This window comes from Paraburkholderia sp. BL21I4N1 (assembly GCF_002973525.1).
Lineage (GTDB): Bacteria > Pseudomonadota > Gammaproteobacteria > Burkholderiales > Burkholderiaceae > Paraburkholderia.
The window spans coordinates 54,200-78,317 of sequence record NZ_PVEN01000016.1; the positions used below are offsets into that span (position 1 = coordinate 54,200).

General features: G+C 62.3%; 18 protein-coding genes and 1 pseudogene. 5 read left to right on the forward strand and 14 right to left on the reverse strand.

Annotated features, from left to right (window positions below):
• Positions 1-321 precede the first annotated feature (321 nt).
• Entirely contained in the window at positions 322-1,191 is an 870-nt protein-coding gene (locus B0G83_RS29815; RefSeq protein ID WP_105510977.1) for a LysR family transcriptional regulator, read from the forward strand.
• Positions 1,192-1,413: 222 nt separating this feature from the next.
• Positions 1,414-2,382 carry a fimbrial protein gene (locus B0G83_RS29820; RefSeq protein WP_105510978.1) on the forward strand — a complete coding sequence of 323 codons (969 nt, stop codon included), beginning with the start codon at positions 1,414-1,416 and terminating at the stop codon, positions 2,380-2,382.
• A gap of 108 nt (positions 2,383-2,490) precedes the next feature.
• Here the strand turns inward: B0G83_RS29820 and B0G83_RS29825 are convergent, their stop codons facing one another.
• From B0G83_RS29825 to B0G83_RS29875, 11 genes and pseudogenes are all read right to left on the reverse strand, one after another.
• Complete coding sequence (locus tag B0G83_RS29825; protein ID WP_105510979.1) at positions 2,491-4,092, reverse strand: peptide chain release factor 3; 1,602 nt, start codon at positions 4,090-4,092, stop codon at positions 2,491-2,493.
• 300 nt (positions 4,093-4,392) lie between these two features.
• Positions 4,393-6,978, reverse strand: a complete 2,586-nt coding sequence (locus B0G83_RS29830) for a fimbria/pilus outer membrane usher protein (RefSeq protein WP_105510980.1) — start codon at positions 6,976-6,978, stop codon at positions 4,393-4,395.
• A gap of 130 nt (positions 6,979-7,108) precedes the next feature.
• Positions 7,109-7,852 carry a fimbria/pilus periplasmic chaperone gene (locus B0G83_RS29835; protein WP_105510981.1) on the reverse strand — a complete coding sequence of 248 codons (744 nt, stop codon included), beginning with the start codon at positions 7,850-7,852 and terminating at the stop codon, positions 7,109-7,111.
• A 78-nt stretch (positions 7,853-7,930) separates the two neighbouring features.
• Positions 7,931-8,488, reverse strand: a complete 558-nt coding sequence (locus tag B0G83_RS29840) for a fimbrial protein (protein WP_105510982.1) — start codon at positions 8,486-8,488, stop codon at positions 7,931-7,933.
• Between the two features lie 296 nt (positions 8,489-8,784).
• Positions 8,785-10,166: pseudogene (locus B0G83_RS29845) on the reverse strand (MFS transporter).
• A 134-nt stretch (positions 10,167-10,300) separates the two neighbouring features.
• A complete protein-coding gene (locus B0G83_RS29850; protein WP_105510983.1) occupies positions 10,301-11,740 on the reverse strand; it encodes an NAD-dependent succinate-semialdehyde dehydrogenase in 1,440 nt (479 codons plus the stop codon).
• Positions 11,737-12,774: an aldo/keto reductase gene (locus B0G83_RS29855; RefSeq protein ID WP_105510984.1), complete on the reverse strand. Its 1,038-nt coding sequence runs from the start codon at positions 12,772-12,774 to the stop codon at positions 11,737-11,739. Before B0G83_RS29855 ends, B0G83_RS29850 begins: the two co-directional genes overlap by 4 nt.
• A 50-nt stretch (positions 12,775-12,824) precedes the next feature.
• Positions 12,825-13,349, reverse strand: coding sequence for a formaldehyde-activating enzyme (gene fae, locus B0G83_RS29860; protein ID WP_105511071.1), 525 nt, complete (start codon positions 13,347-13,349; stop codon positions 12,825-12,827).
• 587 nt (positions 13,350-13,936) lie between these two features.
• Positions 13,937-14,227 (reverse strand): H-NS family nucleoid-associated regulatory protein, encoded by a 291-nt coding sequence (locus B0G83_RS29865; RefSeq protein ID WP_105510985.1) that lies wholly within the window; start codon positions 14,225-14,227, stop codon positions 13,937-13,939.
• Between the two features lie 163 nt (positions 14,228-14,390).
• Positions 14,391-15,590 (reverse strand): serine hydrolase, encoded by a 1,200-nt coding sequence (locus B0G83_RS29870; protein WP_105510986.1) that lies wholly within the window; start codon positions 15,588-15,590, stop codon positions 14,391-14,393.
• A 235-nt stretch (positions 15,591-15,825) separates the two neighbouring features.
• Positions 15,826-16,029, reverse strand: a complete 204-nt coding sequence (locus B0G83_RS29875) for a hypothetical protein (RefSeq protein ID WP_105510987.1) — start codon at positions 16,027-16,029, stop codon at positions 15,826-15,828.
• 187 nt (positions 16,030-16,216) lie between these two features.
• Between B0G83_RS29875 and B0G83_RS38770 the strand changes: the two genes are divergently transcribed.
• Positions 16,217-16,393 (forward strand): hypothetical protein, encoded by a 177-nt coding sequence (locus tag B0G83_RS38770; protein WP_181157136.1) that lies wholly within the window; start codon positions 16,217-16,219, stop codon positions 16,391-16,393.
• Positions 16,394-16,534: 141 nt separating this feature from the next.
• Here B0G83_RS38770 and B0G83_RS29880 read toward each other — a convergent pair whose 3' ends face one another.
• Both B0G83_RS29880 and B0G83_RS29885 read right to left on the reverse strand, forming a co-directional pair.
• Complete coding sequence (locus B0G83_RS29880) at positions 16,535-16,795, reverse strand: hypothetical protein (protein ID WP_105510988.1); 261 nt, start codon at positions 16,793-16,795, stop codon at positions 16,535-16,537.
• 87 nt (positions 16,796-16,882) lie between these two features.
• A complete protein-coding gene (locus B0G83_RS29885) occupies positions 16,883-18,370 on the reverse strand; it encodes a sigma-54-dependent Fis family transcriptional regulator (protein WP_105510989.1) in 1,488 nt (495 codons plus the stop codon).
• A gap of 313 nt (positions 18,371-18,683) precedes the next feature.
• Here B0G83_RS29885 and B0G83_RS29890 point away from each other — a divergent pair, with 313 nt between their 5' ends.
• Together B0G83_RS29890 and B0G83_RS29895 are read left to right on the forward strand one after the other, a co-directional pair.
• Positions 18,684-20,084, forward strand: a complete 1,401-nt coding sequence (locus B0G83_RS29890) for a GntP family permease (RefSeq protein WP_105510990.1) — start codon at positions 18,684-18,686, stop codon at positions 20,082-20,084.
• A 112-nt stretch (positions 20,085-20,196) separates the two neighbouring features.
• Complete coding sequence (locus B0G83_RS29895; protein WP_105510991.1) at positions 20,197-20,604, forward strand: RidA family protein; 408 nt, start codon at positions 20,197-20,199, stop codon at positions 20,602-20,604.
• Between the two features lie 8 nt (positions 20,605-20,612).
• Here B0G83_RS29895 and B0G83_RS29900 read toward each other — a convergent pair whose 3' ends face one another.
• A complete protein-coding gene (locus tag B0G83_RS29900; RefSeq protein ID WP_105510992.1) occupies positions 20,613-24,116 on the reverse strand; it encodes an ATP-binding protein in 3,504 nt (1,167 codons plus the stop codon).
• Positions 24,117-24,118 lie beyond the last annotated feature (2 nt).

Consider the following 24,118-nt stretch of genomic DNA (forward strand, 5'->3'; position numbering starts at 1 on the left):
CGCGTCTTCGTCAGGATAGGCGAAGTCGGGCGCTTGCGCGGCGCTGCGCGAGCGCTCGCATGACAAGTTGCGGATTCCGCTTGATGTTCATCTTCATGCGGTGGAATTTTTTCCGGCTCTCCAAGCACAATATCCAGCGTCAATGCGACAATCTCAAGCGATGCCAACCGGCATGCCTGAATAAAGACGCGAGCCGATCACGGCTCGCGCGGCGCGTGGGAGACAACGCGCGGTCCGTACGCAGTACGGCCATCCATTCCGCAGTGCGGCTCGCACCCTGACCCGCCCGCACCGCATGACTAAAGAAATAGAAGGTGATGTATGCGACGCTTGCCCTCGTTGATCGCGTTGCGCTTCTTCGAAGAAACGGCCCGTCATATGAGCTTCAATCGCGCGGCGACGGCGCTGTGCGTGACGCAAGGCGCGGTGAGCCGGCAGATCAAACTGCTCGAGGAATCGCTGGGCGCGAAGCTGTTCGAGCGCGATCACAAGGGCATTCGGTTGACGCCGGCCGGGTTGCAGTTCCTGCCGTGCCTGTCCGAGGCGTTCGACACCATCGAGCGCGGCTTCCGCCAAATTACCGCAGCAAAAGGGCAGCGCCGCCTCGTGGTCGCCGTGCCACCCACCTTTGCGACGCAATGGTTTTCTCCGCGGCTCGGGTCGCTCGCGGTGGAACTGCCTGACGTCGAGCTGTCGATCCGCACCGAACCGACCAGCGACTGTCATTGCAACATCCGCTTCGGCCGCCATGCGCTGGCCGACGCCCATTCCGAATTGCTGATGATCGAGCGTCACGTGCTGGTCGGCGCGCCGCGCCTGCTTGGACAGCCGCTCGATCAGTTGCTCGGACAGATGCCCGCGCTGCATGTGCTGCATAACGACGCCCGGCTGGATCTCTGGCCGAACTGGCTGGCCAAAGCCGGGTTGCCCGCGCACTACGCCGAAAACGGTATCGAGTTCTCGACGCTCGAACAGGCGATTCGCGCCGCGCGCAAAGGCGCGGGTTTGGCGATCGTCGACCGGAACATGATCGTCGACGAACTCGCGGATGGAAGTCTTGCGCAGTTTTCCGATATCGAAGTGACGGGGCCGTTTGGGTATTGGTTGGATGTGGCGCAGCGCCATGCGGAGCTTGAGCATGTGCAGGCGTTTGCGGGGTGGATGCGGGAAGAGGGATTGAAGGTAGGGTAAGGGCTGGAACGGTCCGCGATATCCCCGTCACATGTCTCAAAAACCTAAGAATGTTCCGATTTAATTTGAGACACCGGTGGATCAAAATTCTGGATAGCCACGGCAGCATTGTGGTAAGGCCGGGAGGGCACCAAGGACGAAAGCTGTCGAGCGTTTCAGTCATGACGTGAGGCAGACGGGCAAGTCTTCTCGCACAACAGCCCCGATCCGCAGGAACCGACGATGCGCCACCCCATCAACACCACGCGAGCCGCCGTGCGCGTGATTTTGCTTGTCGTTTTTACGTTGTGCTGGACCGCCAACGCGCGCGCGGACTGCCCCACTACCGGCCTGCCGAAAACGTTCACCTATGGGACGTTGGCCATATCCAATTCGCTCGTGGCCGGCGATACGATTCCCGGCACCGTTCAGAGCTTCACGCTATCAGGGCAATGCACCAATTCCGCAACATTCGATATACCGGTCGTTGTTTGCGCATCGGGCCAAACCCCTGTGTCTGGAATGCCCGGAGTATTCACAACGGGGCTGCCCGGTGTCGGTATGCGCATGCGCAACGGTCAAGGCGTCGCGCTTAATCAATCGGGGGCTTGCGGTGCCGATTCGTCGTTGGGCAGTACCAGTTCGAACGGAAGCTTCAATGTCTCGGGCACGCTTGAACTGGTGAAGACCGGCACCGTGACTGGCGGCACAATCGCTTCGGCCCAGTTCGTCAGCGGCGTCCTGAATACGGGTATCCAACTCAACAACGGCTCGAACAGACTGACGGTCACGACGGGTGCCATTCGCCCCGTCACCTGTTCTGTCACGGCCGATACGGCCGCTCAAACCGTCGCGCTACGTCCGGTTAGCGCGTCCGCCTTTCCATCGGCGGGTTCCACGGCCGCGAATACGCCGTTTTCCATCGGCCTGACTTGCCAGACGGGTGTTTCGGTGGCTGTCACGTTTTCGTCCACGTCCTCGTCAGGCATGCCGAACGTCATAGCGTCGAACGGTACGGCAACGGGCATAGGCGTGCAGTTACTCAATGCCTCACGTTCGGCAATTGCGCTAGATAGCCCACTTCAGTTGACTTCCGGTACCACAGGCAATACATCGTTCCAGTTTTTCGCGCAGTACTACCGTTTGGGTGCCGCATCCGTGACGCCGGGCACCGTCAATGCCACGGCTATATTCACGATGACCTATCAATAGTCGCGTTACCCAAAAAAGCAAAAAGGCCACGTCGAGAATGACGGGGCCTTTTTTGCTTTGCGGTGAGGCGCTGGGAAGAGCCGAAACCGGGCACTAGCGCTAGTGGATTTACATCGTCTTCTTGAACGGCGCGCCCGAATGCTCGCGCAATTCGTTGAACACGATCTTCGGCCACGCCTTCTGCGCTACTTCAATTTCCGACACGTGCGACGCCAGATACGTCGGCGCATCCGACGCGTCGAGCGCGATCCGCGCCGCGTAGGAATCGGTGAAGCGGCGCAATTCGGCGGCGTCGTCGCAGGTCACCCAACGTGACATGCGGTAACGTGCCGGCGCCATCCGCACATCGACCTTGTATTCGGTCGACAACCGGTGCGACACCACTTCGAACTGCAGTTGTCCAACCGCGCCGAGAATCATCAAGCCGCCGACTTCCGGACGGAACACCTGAATCGCGCCTTCCTCGCCGAGCTGCTTGAGCGCCTCGCCGAGTTGCTTGGCGCGCATCGGGTCGACCACTTCCACCGTCTGGAAAATTTCCGGCGCGAAGAACGGCAGACCAACGAATTGCAGCATTTCGCCTTCGGTCAACGTATCGCCGAGACTCAGCGTGCCGTGATTCGGAATACCGATGATGTCGCCCGGATACGCCTCGCTCACCGTCTCACGACGTTGCGACAGGAACGTCACCACGTTATTGGCGCGGAACGTCTTGTTGGTGCGCGTCACCTTCACGGCCATGCCACGCTCGAAGTGCCCCGAACACACACGGATAAACGCCACGCGGTCGCGGTGCGCCAGATCCATGTTCGCCTGAACCTTGAACACGACGCCAGTGAATTTCGGCTCGTCCGGCAGCACCGGACGCTGCACGGTCATGCGCATGGACGGCGGCGGCGCCAGATCGACCAGCGCGTCGAGAATTTCCTTCACGCCGAAGTTGTTGATCGCCGAGCCGAACAGCACCGGCGATTGCTGACCGGCAAGAAATTGCTCGCGATCGAAGTCGGGCGACGCACCGGTGATCAGATCGATTTCTTCTTTCGACTTCACCCAGCTATGGCCAAAGCGGCGTTCGCCTTCTTCGTTGCTCAGCGCCTGCAGCGTTTCGACCTCGCCACCCGCCTTATCCTGACCGGCGCGGAACAACCGCACCTGATCGCGCTGGATGTCGTAGACACCCTGAAATTCCTTGCCCATGCCGATCGGCCAGGTGAACGGCACGGCCGCCACACCCAGATGCTGCTCGATTTCATCGAGCAGTTCGAGCGGCTCGCGCACTTCGCGGTCGAGCTTGTTGATGAAGGTGACGATCGGCGTCTTGCGGCTGCGGCAGACTTCGAGCAGCTTCAGCGTTTGCGCTTCGACACCGTTCGCGCCGTCGATCACCATCACGGCAGCGTCGACCGCGGTCAACACGCGATACGTATCTTCGGAGAAGTCTTCGTGGCCCGGTGTGTCGAGCAGGTTGATGACGGCGTCGCCGTACTCGAACTGCATCACCGAACTAGCCACCGAAATGCCCCGCTGCTTTTCGATTTCCATCCAGTCGGACGTCGCGTAGCGGTTGCTCTTGCGGCCCTTCACGGTGCCGGCGATCTGAATCGCGCCCGAGAACAGCAGCAGTTTTTCGGTGAGCGTGGTTTTACCCGCGTCCGGGTGGGAAATGACCGCGAACGTGCGGCGGCGTTTGAGTTCGGAGACTGACATCGGGTCTGGCGGTCACGGATAGGGGTTCGGGCGGTTGCCGGCGGCTTGTGGCTACCGGCGTGCCACGCCTTGCGCGGCGGCGTCGAGCTGCGGGAGTTGGGCCGGAACCCGCGTCACAGTGGCAACCCGAGCGCGTCGGAAACAGGTCACGAACGAGCGTTCGACAATCCGGGAATCGCCAGCGCAGAACAGCGCAGGGAACGAATGATACACGTCATGGGGGCGGAAGGCGGGAAAGGAGGTGCCGGCCGAAGGACACGGCGCCTGCCAGTCGGCGTAAATCGTAGCGGGCCGATCCGTTTAACCGCCGGCAAGACAATGCGCTTGCACCGATGTATAGGCCGTGGCCGCCTTCTCCGTCTTCTTCGGCAACACATAGTCGATACGGCATTCTTCCGACACTGCGGCGCCCCATTTCACAAACAGCGCACCCTGATCTTCGAGGCCACGCGCAAAAATCCGGCTGTCCTGCGCCACGACGCCCACGGTGCGCCCGTTGCCATCCACCACATCGGCGCCGAACGGCAGCGCCTTGCCGCCCAATTGCGGCGCGCGAATCAGCGCGGCACGACCGCTCACGGTTTTGTACTTCAGCATGACAACCGACCCGAGGCGCGGTACTGCCTGTTCCGAGGTCGATTCGAACTCGACATCGGTCGACGTGCCCTTCGGGTCGATATCGACTGTATTCATGCCATACGGCGTGAGGTACGGCACCACCGCGTAACCACGCCGATCGAGCTTGACGCCCGGCGCGCTGGTCACCTTCGCGCCCGCCGCACCCGGCGCCTCGACGATACCGAAGGTGTCGCCCACGGTCTGCGACAGCGTGACGCCGCCCGGATGCACGACGACCGAGCCGCTGATACCCGCCGACACCTGGCTCGACTGGGAACCGGAACTCGCGGACGCCGTCATCTGCGCATACGGCGCGCGATACGTGCCGCTCACGCCGGCAATGGCGGAACTGCCGCCGTTACCGCTGCCATACGTGCCGTAAGCGTTATACGCGTACTGGTTGGCATCGCCGAGCGAACCGCTGACGTTGGCCTGCAGGTTCGTGCTGCCTGCCTGGTTCGACAGATTGGTCGACAGTAAAGGCGCATGCTGGCCGTGGCCAAGCGGAATGGTGGTGCTGACCATGAACTGATTCGACATCGAACCGTTGGCGCTGCGTGTGCGTCCAGCAGTCACGCTGTAGGTTCCGTATTGGTAGCTGTTGGTATAGCCAGCCTGATAGAACGTGTCGCTGCCGTCGTGATTCCAGTATTGCTGAGCCGACGCGCTCAGAAACACCGAGCCGTAGTTCTTGAAGTTCTGGTTCACGGAGAGCTGGAGACGGTTGCGCTGCCGATAAACCGAATTGATATCGCCGCCGTGCAGGGCGAGGTCGCGCACGGACGCGGCATCCGACAGATTCATGAAGCCCGCTGTCGAGTAGCGGTAAGCCGCCACGGAAATGTTCGTGTGGGTCGGATCGATGAACTTGCTGTAGCCGATGCGCAGGCTGGCGCCGCGCTGGGCACTCTGGTTCGGCACGTGGGTCTGCGCGGCGGTCACGTCGGCTGAAAATGCGCCGAACTTCGTGTTGAGCGCCGCGCCGATATCGGCCGCCACATAACCGTTTGCCGCGACGCCGCCGCCATAGGCCGTCACCGAGTTCGTGAGGCCGCGTTGCAGGGTGAACTGCGCAAAGTTCGGCTTTGTGTCGAGGGTTGCGTTGCGCAACTGGCCGGCCGTCACCGAGAAACGCGTCGTACCCGGCCGCAGAGACTGCGCGACCGCGGCATACGGTACGGTGAAACGCTTGGTGCGACCGTCGGCCTCGGTCACCGTCACGTCGAGGTTGCCGCCATAGCCGGTCGCGTACAGGTCATTGATTTCGAACGGGCCAGGCGACACGCTCGTTTCATAGATCACCTGACCGTTCTGCCGGATCGACACGCGCGCATTCGTTTCCGCCGTGCCGCGCACGACCGGCGCAAAGCCGCGCAGCGATTCGGGCAACATGCGGTCGTCGGTGGCGATCTGCGCGCCGCGGAACTGCACGCTGTCGAATACATCGCCGGTCGTGTAGCCATCGCCCAGCGTCACCTGCGATTTCAGCGCGGCCACGTCATGTTGCACATAGGTCGCGATGTCGTCGAAACGCGTGGCCTGGCCACTTTGCTGTGACACGGACGATTGATGACGCACATGCCACGCGCCGATGTTCACGCCGGCATTCAGACCAAGGTAGCTCTGCGTCGAATCCATGCCCGGGCCGGCAGTGCGGTACGCATTCGCGTTGTAGCTGACGAAGCCCGCGTTGACGCCGGTTTGCCACATGTCGGGCGGCACATAGCCACGTGCGGCATTACGCAGGTATTTCTGCGGCACGCCCAGCGTCAACTTCTGCTCCGAAAAATCAAAGTCGATCGACGACTCCGGCACCAGAGCAGCGAGATCGACGCATTCGGCGGCAGCGGCGCCGCTCCGGTTCGCGTCGACCTTGGCAAAATCGACACCCAGCGTTTCCAGCATCTGACGGCTCAAGCAAGCGCGAGCGCTTTGTCCATCGCGTGCCGCGACAAAGCGCAGATCCTGACGCGCCACCCGAATGTCGTTGACCCAGACGTCGACCGAATACACGCCCGCCGACACCGTATTGCCGCGTGCGAATCGCGTGAGGTCCACGCCTTGAGTCGCATCGGTGTGCAGAAACGTCGTATCGAACTGGACGGCGGCGTCCGCATTATGGGCTTCAGCTGCACTCACGCTCGCCGACTGGACGCCGCCCAACACCGCAAAAACCGACAAGACGACGGCAGCGACGGGGCTAAGGCCGAACGGACCTGCGAACGCGCTAGCGCGAACTTGCGACCGTTGATCCGCTGAGAGTTTCATGATCTGACCGACTTCCCATGCCCGCAACCGACGTGCGTTATCCCTGTGCGTTGCGGATGCAACGCACGCCATGTTTGAAAAAAGTTGAATTCGGACGGAGGCGGCCGTCCAGCCGGCAAACTGCCGCGGTCTACTGGCCGAGCGACGCGTCGCCGTCGAGCGCGCCGCCGTAGTCGTTGATGGCGGTGTAGTGAACCTTGGCGCCGGCGCCCACGGCATTCATCTTTGCGATCGGCAAAACCACCGATGCACGCGGTGCAACCATGCCGCCCTGTTCGTTCTTGAAGACATGCCCGTTGCTTTCCACGTCGACTTCGCTGAACGACACGTAGTAAGGCGTCGGATTCGTGACGCTGACCGCTTGCCCTTTACCATCCGGCGACGTCGCGATCTTCCAGGTCAACTGCGCCGGTGCGTCCTCGGGCTTGCCCGGCAATCTGGCCGGACGCACGAAAACCTTGATACGCGTGCGATACGCCATTTGCAGCGAGTTGACATCCGGCGCGCTGTCGGCCTTCGGTGGAATGTCGAGAACGTTGAGCCAATAGATCGATTCGCGATCCTGCGGCACCGCTTCGCCGCTATACATCACGCGCAGCGTCTGCGCTTTCTTCGGATCCATCCGGAAGATCGGCGGCGTGATCACGAACGGCACCTTGATTTCGCCAGGTTTTGCATCCGCATTGCCGTCGTCCATCCATACCTGAACCAGCGACGGGCCGCGGCTGTCGTTGTCCAGTTTGACCGTGACTTCGCGTTGCTCGAGCGGATACACCACGCGCGTACCACCGATCGTCACGCTGGCCTGTGCGCCGCCCGCCAGCAGAGCGCAGACAAAACCGATTCCCGTCGTCATTTTTCCGAGCAACTTCATCACAGCACCTTTGACAATAATCTTGAAAATAGCCGTTAAAAAAAGGCGCTCGCGTCGACGAACGCCTTCGTTCTTCGCTTACTGATACTGCATCGTGTATTGAACCGACGTACTGACGGTGCCGGCGGTTGCCTTACCCGCCGAGTAGTACTGCGCGAAATACTTCAGGCTCGCGCCACCGCTGGTGATCATCGTCGCATTCGCCGAGATGTCGTTGTTCGCATTCGTGGTGATGTTGATCGGTTGCATCTGCGCGTTCAGCAAACGCACTTGCACTTTCGTCGCCGTTCCGGAGTTGTTGAGGTAACCGTTGTTCTGGTCGACGGTAGGGCCGTTTTCGAAACGGGCGATCGCCTTGGTGGCGGCGCCCGAGCAGCCGCTCAGGGTCAGCGCGAGGTCGCTCGGGCTCGACGTACCGCCGACATTACCCGCCGTCGACAGCGAACCTGCCGACACCGACGGCAACGTGATCGACTTGTCGGCCGAGGTGCCCGTTGCCGCGCCGTTGATCGAGCACGTGGTATCCGACACCGTGCCGGTAATGGTGATCGTGCCATCCGCGGCGTGCGCGCTGAGCGATGCGAGACCCATCATGCCGCTGGCTGCGATCGCGATAGCGGGAAGAATTGCTTTCATGGTTGCTGCTCCGGTAAGTTGAAAAGTGGCCTGTCTTTCAGGCGCAAAGAAATATTAAGATTTCGTATCTCTTAAATATCTAGGACGATTCTTATTAATTGAGATAGGAAGGGAGGTGGAGTTTGAGGCGTTTCTGGAGGCACGTTTTTCGAACAAGGAGAAAATCAGACTTCTCCTAAAAATCCAAAAAAGAGCGCGCGAATTGAATGTTCGAGCCGCAATTCGAGCCACAAATAGAAAACCCGCCGCATCGTTGCCGATGCGGCGGGTTTTTTATGCGTTGCAGCGCGTTGGTGTTAGGCGCCGCTGGCTTCGTTGAGCGTAAGGTGCTTCGTCTCAGGCGCCCACGCTATCGACACCACCATGCCGATCAGCAGCACCGCCGCGAGCACGGTCATCGTCGCGTGAAACCCCAAGTGCGCGATGCCTAACGGCAACAAAAACGTGCCGACCGCCGAACCCAGCCGGCTGCAGGCAATCGCGAGGCCGACACCGCAGGCGCGCACCTCGGTGGGGAAGCATTCCGGCGGAAATACGCCGACGAGATTCGAGAACGCCGACATCGTCAGCGTGAAGATCGCGAATGCGACGATCATGCCCATCGCCGCCGACTCCGGCAGCACGCTCAACGCGATCAGCGACAAACACGTCACCGCGAACGACCCGATCAGGAACACCCGGCGCGGCAGTTTGATCGTCAGCCAGATACCGATCAACGCACCGAGCACGAGAAAACCATTCAGCAGAAAATCCGCGCTCGAGTCGTTGTTCAAATGGATCGCTTTCAGGATGGTTGGCAGGAACGTATAGATCGCGAAATAAGGAATGACGAGGCACACAAAGAACGCGCAATTGAAAAACGTCCGGCGAATCAGGTCTTTTCTGAACAGACGCGCGAAGCCGCCGGCCGTCTGACCGTGTTCGTCGTGGCCGCCGTCGAGTGTGACGTGCGCGCCGAAATGTTTGAGCAGGACTGCGCGGGCTTCCGCGACGCGCCCTTTGCCATGCAACCAGCGCGGCGATTCCGGCGTGCCCATGCGCAGCACCAGCACGATCAGCGCGGGAACCCCCGCGGAGGCAAGCAGCCACCGCCAGGCATCGGGCGATGCGTCGGCGTAATGCATGCCGAGCACGTTCGCCACCACATAGCCGATCGTCCACACCACGCTGAACGAGCCGAGCAACGTGCCACGGTGCTTGCGCGGCGAGAATTCCGCGAGAATCGCATGCCCCACCGCGAAATCGCCGCCCATGCCGAAGCCGATCAGCACACGCAGCAAACACAATTCAGCCGGCGAGCGCACATAGAACTGCGCAAACGCGGCCGCGGTGATGATAAGAAAACTCAACAGAAAATTTTCTGGCGTCCCAGCCGATCCGACAACCAGCCGAACACCAGGCTGCCGAGGAAAATCCCCATCAGCGCGGAACTGCCGATCATGCCCATCCAGAACGCGTCGAGCGGCATCTGGCGATTCATCGCGGCAAGCGCGTAGCCGATCGTGCCGAGCGCGAATCCTTCCGTGAAATGCGCGCCGAACGTCAGGCCGGCGATCTTGATGTGAAAGGCGTTCAGCGGAACGTCGTCGAGCGAAACGGGGCCGCGCGCAGGGGCCGCAGCAGCCGGCAAGGTAGGGGCAAGGCCGAGGGTGGCCGTCTGGATATCCTGATTGCTCACGCTGTCTCCTTCGTGTTTATGAATGACCGGGCGTGGTCGGCATGAGGCCGCACGCCCGGTTGTGCCTGGTTGCGCCGCGTGTGTTCCGCGGCATATCTCCGGCACGCGCGTGGCGAGACGCGCAGGTTTGCCGATCAGCGCCCGAGGCCGCCCATCATCATGTATTTCAGCTCGGTGTATTCGTCGAGCCCGTACTTGGAGCCTTCGCGGCCGAGGCCCGATTGTTTGACGCCACCGAACGGCGCGACTTCCGTCGACAGAATCCCCTCGTTGATGCCGACCATGCCGCTTTCCAGCGCTTCGCCCACGCGCCACGCCCGCGCCAGGTCGCGCGTATAGAAATACGCCGACAGGCCGAACGGTGTGTCGTTGGCCGCGTGGATGGCTTCTTCTTCAGTCTTGAAGCGGAAGCACGCCGCGACCGGACCGAACGTTTCTTCGGCGGCAATCAGCATCGCGCTGGAGGCATCGGCGAGAACGGTCGGCTCGTAGAACGTGCCGCCGAGCGCATGCGGTTTGCCGCCGGTCAGAATCTTCGCGCCCTTTTGCAACGCATCGGCGACGTGCGTTTCGACCTTCTTCAGCGCCGCCTGATTGATCAGCGGACCTTGTTCAACCTCGCCTTGCAACGCGTTCCCGACGCGCATCTTGCGCACCGCGTTCGTCAGCGCTTGCAGGAACGCATCGTAAATACCGTCCTGCACGTAGAAGCGATTCACGCACACACAGGTCTGCCCGGTGTTACGGAATTTCGACGCCATCGCGCCTTGCACGGCGGCGTCGAGATCGGCGTCGTCGAATACGATGAACGGCGCGTTGCCGCCGAGTTCGAGCGACAGCTTCTTCAGCGTGTCCGCCGACTGTTTCGCGAGCAGTTTGCCGACGCGCGTCGAGCCGGTGAACGAGAGTTTGCGCACCACGTCGGATTCGGTGAGTACGCCGCCGATCGCCACCGCGTCGCCGGACACCACGTTGAACACGCCCGGCGGAATGCCGGCCCTCTGCGCCAGCACCGCGAGCGCCAACGCGGACAACGGCGTTTCCTCCGACGGCTTGAGCACCATCGTGCAACCGGCCGCGAGCGCGGGACCGGCTTTGCGCGTAATCATCGCCAGCGGGAAATTCCACGGCGTGATGGCCGCGACCACGCCTACCGGTTCGCGCGTCACGATGATCTTCGCGTTCGGATTGGGACTCGGGATCACGTCTCCATACGCGCGCTTCGCTTCTTCCGCGAACCACTCGAAGAAGCTGGCGGCGTAGCCGACTTCGCCGCGCGCTTCGGCGAGCGGTTTGCCTTGCTCGAGCGTCAGCAGTTCGGCGAGCGCTTCGCGGTTTTCAAGCATCAACTCGCCCCAGCGTTTGACGCGTGCGCCGCGCTCTTTGGCGGTCAATGCACGCCACGCGGGAAATGCACGTTCGGCCGCGGCGATCGCCTGCGCGGTTTCTTGCGCGCCGCCTTTCGCGACCTCGGCGACGACCTCGCCGGTCGCGGGATTCAGCACGGCATACGTGCTGGCGCTTTCGACCCACTCGCCGCCAATGTAATGCGCCGTGCGCAGAAATTCGTTCATGCCGCTTTCTCCAGATTCTCGACGAACGTGCCCTGCGCGAGCCGAGGCTCACGAGCAATGCGCCGTCCCGCGGTGTAATCGTTGATCAGATCGCACGGCGTGTAATTGCGTTCGAGTTCGAACAGCTCATCCGCCGAAAGCGTGGTGCCGAGCGCGGCCACGGCGCTGTCGAACTGCGCCGGCGTATCCGCGCCGACCAGCATGCTCGCGACGCCGTGGTGATTCAGCACCCACGCCTGAGCGATCTGCGCGGCCGACACGCCACGCCGTGCGGCCACCCGCGCCACCGACGCGGCGATCTCGCGCGAAGCCTCGTCGCCATACATTTGCGCGGTAAAGAAGTCGGTCTGATTGCGCGTCGAGTTCGGATCGCAGGTCAGCAGGCCGCGCGCCAGCGGACTGAATACGGATACGCCGACGCCCTGATCCTGGCAATACGGAATCATTTCGCGCTCTTCCTCGCGATACGCCAGATTCAACTGCAATTGCATGTTGATCGGCTTGTGCCAGCCGTCGCGCTCGCAGACCTGCATGATCTTCGCGAACTGCCACGTGTACATGGTCGACACGCCGATATAGCGGGCCTTGCCGGCGCGTACGATATCGTTCATCGCGCTCATGCTTTCTTCGACCGGCGTGTTGACGTCGAAGAAATGCAGCATGTAGAGATCGACGTAATCCATGCCCAGGCGTGTCAGTGAGCCGTCGATACCGTCCATGATGTGCTTGCGCGAATGGCCGCCGGCGTTCTGATACGCGCCCATGTCATAGCCGACCTTGGTGGTCACGACGATTTCCTCGCGACGCGCAATGCGCTTCAGAATGCGGCCCACCACTTCTTCGCCGACGCCGGTCGAATAGAAATCCGCGAGGTCGATGAAGTTCACGCCCGCTTCGAGCGCGTGACGAACGATCGGCTCGCTTTGCGCTTCGTCGAAGATCCAAGGCTTCCATTGCGGCGTACCCATGTTCATCGTGCCGAGGCACAAACGCGATACCTTGAGGCCGGAATGGCCGAGGCGAATGTATTCCATGATGTTTGTCTCCTGTCGTACGAGGCTGCGCTACGTGGCGCGTCACACGATCAACGTTGTTTGGGCGTATAGAACGGATTCGACACTTCGCGCGCGGCGGCGAATACTTCATCGCGATGCGGCAGGCCTTTCATCGCGGCAAGAATGGCGTTCTTGCACGCGCGGTAGTTGTTCTCGAAGACGGCGTCGAGATCGTCCGTACCCGGATTGACCCAGTTCGCCGACACCACCACCCAATCGTTTTCCGCTTCGGGCGGCAGCGTGCCGTTTTCCAGCGACTCGGCGACCGCCTTCGCGATGCCCGCTTGCGAAGCGCCCCATGTCGCGTTGCCGTGGAAATCGCTGCCGATCTGCGCCTTGTTCACATACAGCGTCAAAGGCTTGGTCGGCACGCCCGGACGCGCGATCACGACGAACGGCGCGTGACCCGCTGAAGGCGTCGCCAGGGCCGTGGCGAAGGCCTGTCCTGCCGGACCGTTGCGCGGGCCGACCAGCACGTTGATGTGAGCGAGGTTGACGCCCGGGCCTTCGAATCCTTCGCCGATAAAGAGTTGTTTGTCCGTCGATACGCTCATGGTCATTCCGTTGGGGGTAAAGGGATGAGCGATTGTGCTGTTCGGCCACCCCGCCCCTGTAACGATGAGTTTTGATGCGGGGTATGAGGCGAACTCAACTCCGGGTTTGTGCGGAGCGCGCCGAAGGGCGGCGGCCCGAGGCGAACGTAAAGGTGAGGGTTTTCGGGACCGGCGACGGTGAAGCCCGAATCACGCGGAAAGGTGATTGCGCGAGACGACGCTCACGCACGGATAACGCGAAGCGGAAAAGAGAGACGATACGCGATTAAAAGCGGCGGAAACCGATGCTTCGGATCGCCTGGTAAAGCCCGTCAGCCAAGGCCGGCGCGGGTTTAGGAGGAATGGGCGGCAAGCTCGCGACAACGACGACAAGCACGCCCGAAGGTGCGTCAGTGGACAAAACCAGGCTTACCGAAACCACGCGGCCCGGCATGCGCCACGCAAAAAACGCGGGGTGTCCGCCACTCGGGCCGAGGTCAAAGGTGAGAGTTTTCGGGACCTGCCCAGTGGTGCGGAGAAGACCGCGTGCAACATCACCTCAGACCGCGCGACGCGCTGTCCCGGCACGCGCCACGCAACGCCAGCCGTCAGCTTTCGATCAGAAAGCGCTCGCGATTCTTGCCCGCCAACCAGCCGGGCGAGCGGCCGCGACCGCTCCAGGTCTCGCCGGTTTTCGGGTTGCGATACTTGGCGACCGACGCCGTTTTACGCCCCGGCACACGCTTGCTCGAAAAACCGAGCTCTTCGGCCGTCAGATCGTAGTCGACGATCTGCTGCTTGATGTCGGCGATTGCCTGCGCAATTTCCTTCTCGCGGGCCACGGCGACTTCCTTGTGGAGTTTTTCGAGCTGGGCAGTCAACTGCTTGTACGTGGCCATGGCGGATGCTCCGATTGGGTGGACGAACTGCAGGACGCCCCCTGAGGAAGTCCCCTCGGGGACACTATCAGATGAATAAAGTGCCGGATAGGGAGGCCCGCTCAGGGAGGCCCGCCTTTGCGGGCTTTCCAGGCGGGCCGCTTAGCGAGCGCAGCCGGCGTATTCAATCGTCAATTGCATCGTACACGCGGCGTTCGAAGTCGAGTGCCATTGGGAACGGTTCGATCCCGCGCCGCTGAATCAGCATCAGGCCGATCAGGTCTTCCACCGGATCGGCAAACCAGCTTGTGCCGTACGCGCCCGGCCAACCGAACGAGCCGAGCGAGCGATAGCCGAGCGGCAATTGCTGCGCCGGATCGTCGACGATCGACAAGCCCAGCCCGAACCCCTGCCCGGCCCACAGCACATGGCCGAACGCGGGCACGCGGCGCTGGTCGCGCGTGAGAAAGTTAGAGCGCATCAGATCGACCGAGCGATGCGACAGCAAGCGCGTCGCGCCGACTCGTCCGCGGCCGAGCAACAGTTGCGCGAACTGCAGATAGTCCGCGGCCGTCGACACGAGACCGCCGCCGCCGCTCTGGAACCGTCCGGGATTTGCCCAACGGCTCGCCGACGGGTGATCTTCGACCACCCGCTGCCGTGTGCCCGGTTCGACGCCATAGGCGGTCGCCAGCCGGGCAAGCTGCGAGTCGGGCACCCAGAACGCGGTATCGCGCATGCCGAGCGGCTCGAAAATCCGCGTGCGGAAGAACTCGCCGAGCGACATGCCGCTCACACGCTCGACCAGCACGCCGAGGACGTCGGTCGCGATGCCGTAGTGCCAGCGCGAACCCGGCTGGAACATCAACGGCAACGACGCGATGCGGGTGAGCCACGCGCCGGTGTCGCCGTGCGCTTCGAAGCCGTTGAACGCGGCCGCGTAAGCTTCCGCCAACGGCCCGGTCGCCGTGAAGTGATAGGCGAAGCCCGCGCGATGCGTCAACAGATCGAGCACGGTGAGCGGCGCCTTGGCCGGATCGGTTTCGTCGAGCGGGCCGGTGGGGTCGCGCAATACGCGCGGCGTGCCGAGTTCGGGCAGCCATAGCGAGATCGGTGTATCCAGCGCGAGGCGGTCTTCTTCGATCAACATCAGAATCGCCGCGCTCGTGACCGGCTTGGTCATCGACGCGATGCGAAATAGCGTGTCGCGTTCCATTGGCAATTGCGCGGTTTCATCGCGCCAGCCCAATGGTTCGAAATAACCGATTTCACCACGCCGCCAAACCATCGACACCACACCAGCTACTTCGCCACGCTCCACGTAGCCTTGCATGGCATTCGTCAGCGCCGTCAGTCGCGTCGCTGAAAGTCCTGCTGGTTGCATGTTTATCCTGAATCAGTGGAGGACTCATTCGCCCATTTATGTTTCACCCGCCCGTGCGTCGTCCGGTCGTCGACGATCCGCACTGGAAAACCCGTGCAATCGTAACGCCTGATACGACGCAAGTCGGGTCAAAGATAACGTACACTCTGATTCGGAAATAATGACCGTTACCGTTTTTTTCAGAAAACGTTACCCGATCTGGGGTGACACACTGTTCGCCCACCAGGGTGACGCGTCACACTTTTTGCCGTTGCTCGAGCGCCAACAGAACCGCGTTGAGTCGTTTGACACGGCTGGCCTGGGCGGGCATCCGCACCGCGCCGGACACCGAATCGACGCGGCCGCGCCAGTAGGACAGCGGAATGCGGTCTTCAGCGGAAATGTGTGAGATGACGTGCTCAAGATGCTCAATATCTTTTTCGAGTTGGTGATGATCCATTGCTTTTCCCCGGAATACTGATTGAACTCATTTCGAAGCAATCAACAAAGCATAAAGCGTGCCGCAACGAAGTACCACCGTAAACCCTTACGGAAAATTATTCTTCGTTTATTCTCTGGTCCATTTATAAAATCGGCAAAAGCTGCGTGATGTGTGATATAGCCAGCCTCCGGAAAAGCATACTGCCGTGAAACTTCGCGTTCCGTTAGGTGCCGCACCGAATCCGAATAGAGACGATAAAAATGAACGCCCTGCAATTGGCATGATTAATGGCGTGATTGGAAATAATCAGAAAAAACGGCGCAATGGTATTTCGTATGAGAATTGCCTGAAGAAACGATTACCTGGCGCGGATATGACATGACCGACCACATCACACTTATTGCGGAGACGGTGATTCCCCAGCCGCTTGAGTGTGCCGGGGCAAAGTGAAAGCTGTGAGACAGGGCGCTTCGCCTTCGTTGAACAATGGAAAGCGAAGCGTCAGCATGACGCTGGCAAAGCGTTACTTAGGGCGGCAGGCGTAGATCAGACTGAGCGTGCCGTTCTCGTTGGACTGACGCACCACGTCGAACGCGCCGCCGCAGCTTGCGTTGGCTTGTTGCGTGCAGGAGTCGGAACCGACCGGACATTGAACCAGCGTGGTGACGCGGCCGTCCGGCAAGAACAGCGGCGCGCTGCTGCTGCAACCGGTCAACGCCGCGAAGGCGCCAACCGCCGCGATAACGCTGGCCCGGCGCGCCAAGAAGGAGAGACTGCGTTTCATTTGAAACCCCGATCACGTCTTGTTTTTCGATCACGCGATTGTGCCACGCGACTATTACGCTGCGTCACTCGATATGAGCGGGTTTCGCTACGCGTCGATACCGTAGGCCGCAATCTTTTTGTAGAGCGTGGCACGGCCCATGCCGATTTGCACGGCGGTGTCGATCACGCGGCCGCCGTTGGCGCGCAATGCATCGCTCAGGAAACGCTTTTCGAACGCGGCCATTGCGTCGCTCCATGACGCGGGCTCGGCGGCGGTGGCGGGCGTCCCGGATGACGCATGCGTCGTTGGAGCCGTGCCGATGGCCACGCCTGCGCTTGTGCCCGTACCACCGGCACCGTGCGTCATGCCAAGCAACGGCGCAAGCGCCCGCGCATCGATCCGCTCGCTGTCGGACAGCATCACGGCCCGCTCCAGCGTGTTGCGCAACTCGCGCACATTGCCCGGCCATCCATGGGAACACAGCAGGCGCAAGGCATCGTCTTGCAATTCGAAGTGATTGCCGCCGCGTGCTTGCGTCGACAGATCCTCCAGCATCGCGTAGGCCAGCGCTTCGATGTCGGACGCGCGTTCGCGCAATGGCGGCGCCTGGATCGTCAGCACATTCAGCCGGTAGAACAGATCGGCGCGAAAGCGCCCCGCCGCGACCAACGCGGGCAAATCCGCCGATGTCGCGGCGATGATGCGCACGTCGGCGCGAGCGATCCGGTTCGAGCCGAGCGGCTCGAACTCCTTGTCCTGCAACACGCGAAGCAGCTTGCCTTGCAGGGGCAACGGCATATCGCCGATTTCGTCGAGAAACAGCGTGCCGCCGTTCGCCAGCTCGAATTTGCCGACCCGCCCCTTGCGGTCCGCGCCGGTGTACGCGCCCGGCGCGGCGCCGAAGAACTCGACCTCGAGCAAGGTATCGGGAATCGCCGCGACGTTGACGGTGACGAGCGGCTGGTTCGCACGCGCCGAGCCGCCGTGGATGGCATGCGCGAGCAACTCCTTTCCCGTGCCGGTTTCACCGAGCAACAGCACCGGCGACTCCAGCTGCGCCGCGCGCCGCGCCTGGCGTTTCACTTCGAGACTGGCGGCACTCGTGCCGACGAAACTGCCGAACGTATATTTAGCGCGCCGCGCCTGCGCCAGCGACTGACGCGTCGCGATTAATTCCTGCTGCACGCGCGAGTAGTGAGAAAAGAGCGGCGTCAGCGCCTTCAGCTCGTCGAACAGCGCAAAACCCACCGCGCCGACCGTGTTGCCGGCGTCGTCCTTGAGCGGCAAACGCGTGACCACGAGCGGCTCGCGGTCCGTTTCCAGAATATCGAGGAGAATCGGTTTGCCGGTCTTCACGACCTCGCGCATCAGGCTGTTGGGAATCACCGCTTCGCAATCGCGGCCTATTGCCTGTTGCGGGTCCGAGAAACCAAACCGCGCCGCGTAGCGCTTGTTGATCCAGACAACGCGCGCTTCGGCGTCGACAATGAACGTGCCTTCGCTGAAATTTTCAAAGGTGCGGAATAGCGAGTCCATTGCGCGGCGAAGTACGTCGCCGTACGTGGCGGGCAGGCCTGCCCAGTCGTTCATCATGTTGTCGCTGTCTCCGGCTATCGTTCTACTTATGCTTTTCTCATTCTGGAGACAAGCTTATCTCATGGAAGAGATCGCCAGCAAGCCTACCCGATAAGGGTTTAACCTCGGTTTGGCGTATCTTCTGCTGAATTGCGTCCCGTTTTGGAGACGTTTGGGTACAATCGGCCGCATCACGTTTCGACCTTCGGCCTGCGAAATCAATGGCCTAGCCGTTATGCCGCAGATGGCACGGAACCTGCGTTTGCGGGCGGCCGTGCCGTCGCGTCGTCGGGACGGCGACCACGTAGAACAACCAAGCTTTGGAGACTCAATGTCCTTTGTCATCGTCCTCGCCGCCCTGGCGTTTCTGATGTTTGCCGCGTATCGCGGCTACAGCGTCATATTGTTTGCGCCGATCGCCGCGCTCGGCGCCGTGCTGCTGACCGATCCGTCCGCTGTCGCGCCGGTCTTCACCGGCATCTTCATGGAGAAGATGGTCGGCTTCGTGAAGCTCTACTTTCCGGTGTTTCTGCTCGGCGCCGTGTTCGGCAAGGTGATCGAACTGTCCGGATTCTCGGAGTCGATCGTGGCCGCGGCCATTCGCTATATCGGCCGCTCGCGCGCCAATGCGGTGATCGTCGCGGTGTGCGCGCTGCTCACCTACGGCGGCGTGTCGCTGTTCGTGGTGGTGTTCGCGGTCTATCCGTTCGCCGCCGAGTTGTACCGTCAAAGCAATATTCCGAAGCGCCTGATGCCCGGCGCCATCGCGCTCGGCGCGTTCTCGTTCACGATGGATTCGCTGCCCGGTACGCCGCAGATCCAGAACATCATTCCGACCACGTTCTTCAAGACGACGTCGTGGGCCGCGCCCGCGCTCGGCGTGATCGGTTCGCTGTTCATCATCGTGGTCGGCCTGACGTATCTGGAATGGCGCCGCCGCGCGGCCATGGCCTCTGGCGAAGGCTACGGCACGAATCTCGTCAACGAACCGGAACGCGTCGAATCGAAACAGCTGCCGCATCCGCTGCTGGCCGTGGCACCGCTGGTGCTGGTGGGCGTTGCCAACTTTCTCCTGACCCGCTGGATTCCGAACTGGTACGGCGCGACATACACGGTGGCGCCGGACATTCTGCCGGGCATCCATGCGCCGGTCACCACGACAATCAAGAGCGTGGTCGCGATCTGGGCCGTGGAAGGCGCATTGCTGCTCGGTATCGTGATGGTCGTGGTCACGGCGTTCGGCCGCGTGCGCGAGCGTTTCGCGGTCGGCACCAAGGCGGCGGTGGCGGGCGCGTTGCTGGCTTCGTTGAATACCGCGTCGGAATATGGCTTTGGTGGCGTGATCGCCGCGTTGCCGGGTTTTCTGGTGGTGAGCAACGCGCTGAAGAGCATTCCTAATCCGCTCGTCAATGCCGCCGTCTCGGTGAGCTCGCTGGCGGGTATCACGGGTTCGGCGTCGGGCGGCATGAGCATCGCGCTGGCCGCCATGTCGGACACGTTCATCAAAGGCGCGGAGGCCGCGCATATTCCGATGGAAGTGCTCCACCGGGTCGTCGCCATGGCGAGCGGCGGCATGGACACGCTGCCGCACAACGGCGCGGTGATTACCTTGCTGGCGGTGACGGGTTTGACGCACCGTCAGTCGTATCGCGACATTTTCGCGGTGACGGTAATCAAGACCATGGCGGTGTTCTTCGTGATCGGGGTGTATTACGCGACTGGGTTGGTTTAAGCGAGAACGCTTTTCTGTCGTGTCGTGGGCAGCGGCGGCCGAGCTGGCTTGAGCGGCGCATAACGTTTTGTTCGGTTAGCGTAGCGTTTCGACAACCGCCGCCGCCCCGCCCATGACCTCCGCCCCCACCTTCTGGATGATCCCGACCGCGCCCACGCCGGTCGGCCCCTTCTCGCACGCGACCGAAGCCGACGGCTGGGTCTTCGTGACCGGCCAGATGCCGACCTCGCCCACCGACGACAACGCGCCTTTACCCGAGGGCGTCGTCGCGCAAACGCAGCGCGTCATGGACAACCTGACGCTGGTTTTGCAAGGCGCCGGCCTCGGACTGCAACACGTCGTCGCTGCGCGCATCTTTCTGACCGAGTTCAAGCGCGACTATGCGTCGATGAACGCCGTCTACCGCGCCTACTTTCCCGCCACCGCGCTACCGGCCCGAACCTGCATCGGCGTCACCGCGCTTGCGCGCGATGCGCTGGTCGAGATCGATTTCATCGCCAGACGGCCGGGGCCGGGCTAGCCGCCGATTCAATGCATGGACTGTCCATCCAGGCCGAAGTGATCGATCAACGCGTCGTGCAACGAGATGGCGCGCTCGTCCATTTCGACCGTCCACCGTTCGCTGCCGCGGCATAGCTGCTGTAACTCGCGGCATTGCTGCGCGAAGGCCTCCTCCTGCACGATCAGGAGCGCGCCGCCCGCGCTATGCGCCCAAGCGCCCAGCGCCTCCCGATCCTCTCCGTCGACAATCGCCATCAGCCTCGGCAGTTCGCTCTGCAGATGCGTTCTGAGCATGGCGTTGTAGCGCGCTTTATCGTCCGCGCTGAGGGTAGACCCCGGCGCAGCGTTCTCGCTAGTCGCCACCGCCTGCTCTTCGGCGCCATGCAAACGCGCTGACGCGACCTCGAGCAACGCCGCCTCCAGTTCGCCCAGCAACGCCGGTTTGGCGACATGTCCGGTGAAGCCGCGCTCGCGCCACGCGGCGGCGTCCTGCGTGTCCGTCACCGCGCTGAACGCCAGCACCGGCAGATCCGGATGCGACTGGCGCACGCGCGCCAGCAACTCGTACCCGTCCATCACGGGCATGTGAATGTCGCTCAGCAGCACGTCGAAATGCGCCTGCTGAACGGCCGCCAGCGCTTGCCGCCCGTCTCCGGCAATGGTCGGCAAACAGCCCAGCGCCGTGAGTTGCTCGACGATCAGGCTTTGAATCAACGGATTGTCTTCAGCGACAAGCACGCTCAGCCCCTGCAACGCGGCAGGAACTTCGTGAGGCGACGCGACAGCGGGATCGACGGGCGGCGTCGCAACAGCGTTGCGCCCTGTCGCGCCGCCCGTCGCGAGATCGAGCGCGGACAGCACCGCCTTGCGGCTGAACTCGCTGACTTCGAAAATGCCGTCGCCGCGCAAAGCCGGCCAATGCGGGCCGCTGTACGTGATCCACACCGTCCCGATGTCCTGCGCCTTGCGCAATTCAGCGACCGCATCGAGAGCGTATTCGCCGGTCACGACCAGCACATCCGGACGATTCACGCGCAGCCATGCTTGCGCGCCGCGCATCGACATTTCGGTGTGCACGCTCCAGCCTTTCCGTTGCAGAGCGGTTTCAAGCAATTGTCCCGACTCGCGCTCCTGACACAGCACCAGCGCATGGCCACGGCGCGGCGCCTCGACGGCCGCCGTGCGCGACTCTTCCGGCGGCAGCGCGAGCGGAATCGCGACACGGAATGCGCTCCCGACACCCAGCACGCTTTCCACCGAAATATGCCCACCCATCAATTCGCACAGCCGCGCGCAGATCGACAAGCCGAGGCCCGTGCCGCCATAGCGGCTCGACGTGCTCGCCTCGCCCTGCACGAACGGATTGAAAATGCGCGCCACCAGCGCCTGATCCATGCCGATCCCCGAATCGCAGACGCGGCAGATGAGAATCGGGTTGCCCTGCGGGTCGTCGTTGATCTCCGCGCTCAACGCGATCTTGCCGCACGACGTGAACTTGAACGCGTTGCTCAGCAGGTTGTTCACGATCTGCGCGATGCGCGTGCGATCGCCGCGCAGCGGCTGGTCGAGCGTTGGCGACAGATGCGAGTAGAAGCGGATCGGCCGGTCCGCCTTCATCGGCGCATACGAAAGCGCGATGTTTTCCAGATCGTCCACCGGACGGAACACCTCGACGGCGAGCCGCATCTCGCCGGCATCGATCTTCGAAAAATCGAGAATGTCGTTGACGATGCCGCGCAGCGCATTAGCCGCCACGCCGAGCGTCGCGAGTCGCTGGGTATGGGCGTCGAGTCCCGGCGTCCGCGCAAAGAGTTCGAGATTGCCGAGCAGCGCATTCAACGGAGTGCGGATTTCGTGGCTCATCGACGCGAAGAAATTCGAGCGCGCCCGCATCATGTTTTCCGAAGTTTGCTGCGCGCGCCGCAATTGCTGTTCGAGTTCATGTTGCGCGGTGACATCGAGAATCGCGCAGAACAGCACGTCCTGATCGTCGTAGCGGGCCGGCGCGTAAGTGACCTGGAGGAACCGGCCGGGCGCGGCGGTGTGATCGTCGGGGGGCGCGGCGGGCGGCGGCGTTTGCCCCGACTGCGCAGTCTGCGCAGTCTGCGCGGGCAAGGCCGGCACGACGAACGCGGCAATCTTCGCAAACGCGTTGGCGGACGGTTTATCCGGCGCCTGCGCGTGAAACTCGTCGACGATATGCGACGGCAAGCGCTCGCTGCCCGACTCGATATGCAGCAGTTCTTTAGCCAACGCATTCGCGGTCAAAATCGAATGATCGCTTTGCCGGACGATGCACAAACCAATTGGCGTTGCGCTAACCAGAATGTGATTGATCGTCTCGCTTTCCAATGCGCGCGACGTCTCGGCAAAGCTGACGCGCAACAGCCGCAAGCCCCAGAAACGGGCGGTCAGCACGATAGTCAGCAAGATCAGCAGCGTGAGTACGGCGAGCACCGCCAATTGCCAGCCCAGCGCCGACGCCAGCCCGCTCCAGGTCACATAGCCGACCAGCGCGCCGAAGCCGGGCGTCAGCGGCTCGTAGAAAACGACGCCGTCGCGGGCATAGCGGTTGGTGTCGGGCGGCGTGTGCGCCACGACATCCTTCACCATGGCCACCCGCCGCGCGTCGAGCGGCGGCGACGACACGATCAGGCGGTGATCCGCCATCATCAGCAGCATCGCGCCTTCGCGGTCGGGCCACTTCAGACGCGCCGGCAGCGTCTCGACCGGGATGCTGATCGCGATCAGCGTGACAGGCTTGCCGTCCGCGTCGTAGTACGCACTGACCGCCGAAATCACCTGCATGCCCTGCAGCGGGTCGCGATACGGGCCCAGCCAGACCCGCTCGCCCTTGCCCGGTAGCCGCTTGCCGGTTTGCGTCTGCAGTTCGTGCAGAAGGGTCGCGCGCAACGTACCCACGGCCGCCGCTTGCAATGGCGGTGCAGCAGGCGGGCCGCTCGCGCCCGCCTGAACGACCGAAGGCAAAATCGCGGCGTAGTCTTCGTTCAGCCCGAGCAACACCGCGCGTTGACGGAGTTCGAAGGCCTGCTGCGTGACCAGCGTCGATTGCGCGGCTTCGTACAGCCGCCAGAGTTTCGTGCTCAGCTCGTCGCCCCACGCGGTCCGCGCTGCCTCGCCGATCAACACGTCGAAGCCGGCGCCGATCCGCTCGACGTCGCCACGCGCAACACCCTTCTGGCGAATCGAGTCATCGACCGCATCGGGGACGCGCAATACGTTGGGGGTGGTCTGGTAGAAGTCGAGCGTGAACTCGGTGCGCCGCAGAAACGATTCCTCGCGATGCAGCACCAGCGAAAACTCCGCCGCATTCTGCGCGGCGTAAGTATGCAGGTAGTCCAGTTGCTTGCTCGCCCCGATCACCGCCAGGGCGAACGAAAAGACGACCACGATCAGCATCAGCAAGGCGATCGTCGCCAGATACACCCGCTGTTGACGCTTCGCGCTTTGCTCGAGCGAAGCAAACGCGTGCGCCAGTGACTCCTGAGTACGATCGAGGATCTTCTGCATCG

What these genes read in the sequence shown, in the direction of transcription:
- B0G83_RS29840 (WP_105510982.1), bottom strand. Translation starts at nt 8,488, where the DNA reads ATGAAAGCAATTCTTCCCGCTATCGCGATCGCAGCCAGCGGCATGATG.
- B0G83_RS29880 (WP_105510988.1), bottom strand. Translation starts at nt 16,795, where the DNA reads ATGAAACGCAGTCTCTCCTTCTTGGCGCGCCGGGCCAGCGTTATCGCG.
- B0G83_RS29865 (WP_105510985.1), bottom strand. Translation starts at nt 14,227, where the DNA reads ATGGCCACGTACAAGCAGTTGACTGCCCAGCTCGAAAAACTCCACAAG.
- B0G83_RS29895 (WP_105510991.1), top strand. Translation starts at nt 20,197, where the DNA reads ATGACCTCCGCCCCCACCTTCTGGATGATCCCGACCGCGCCCACGCCG.
- B0G83_RS29835 (WP_105510981.1), bottom strand. Translation starts at nt 7,852, where the DNA reads ATGAAGTTGCTCGGAAAAATGACGACGGGAATCGGTTTTGTCTGCGCT.
- B0G83_RS29870 (WP_105510986.1), bottom strand. Translation starts at nt 15,590, where the DNA reads ATGCAACCAGCAGGACTTTCAGCGACGCGACTGACGGCGCTGACGAAT.
- B0G83_RS29900 (WP_105510992.1), bottom strand. Translation starts at nt 24,116, where the DNA reads ATGCAGAAGATCCTCGATCGTACTCAGGAGTCACTGGCGCACGCGTTT.
- B0G83_RS29875 (WP_105510987.1), bottom strand. Translation starts at nt 16,029, where the DNA reads ATGGATCATCACCAACTCGAAAAAGATATTGAGCATCTTGAGCACGTC.
- B0G83_RS29885 (WP_105510989.1), bottom strand. Translation starts at nt 18,370, where the DNA reads ATGATGAACGACTGGGCAGGCCTGCCCGCCACGTACGGCGACGTACTT.
- B0G83_RS29820 (WP_105510978.1), top strand. Translation starts at nt 1,414, where the DNA reads ATGCGCCACCCCATCAACACCACGCGAGCCGCCGTGCGCGTGATTTTG.
- B0G83_RS29830 (WP_105510980.1), bottom strand. Translation starts at nt 6,978, where the DNA reads ATGAAACTCTCAGCGGATCAACGGTCGCAAGTTCGCGCTAGCGCGTTC.
- B0G83_RS29850 (WP_105510983.1), bottom strand. Translation starts at nt 11,740, where the DNA reads ATGAACGAATTTCTGCGCACGGCGCATTACATTGGCGGCGAGTGGGTC.
- B0G83_RS29890 (WP_105510990.1), top strand. Translation starts at nt 18,684, where the DNA reads ATGTCCTTTGTCATCGTCCTCGCCGCCCTGGCGTTTCTGATGTTTGCC.
- B0G83_RS29825 (WP_105510979.1), bottom strand. Translation starts at nt 4,092, where the DNA reads ATGTCAGTCTCCGAACTCAAACGCCGCCGCACGTTCGCGGTCATTTCC.
- B0G83_RS29855 (WP_105510984.1), bottom strand. Translation starts at nt 12,774, where the DNA reads ATGGAATACATTCGCCTCGGCCATTCCGGCCTCAAGGTATCGCGTTTG.
- B0G83_RS29815 (WP_105510977.1), top strand. Translation starts at nt 322, where the DNA reads ATGCGACGCTTGCCCTCGTTGATCGCGTTGCGCTTCTTCGAAGAAACG.
- fae (WP_105511071.1), bottom strand. Translation starts at nt 13,349, where the DNA reads ATGAGCGTATCGACGGACAAACAACTCTTTATCGGCGAAGGATTCGAA.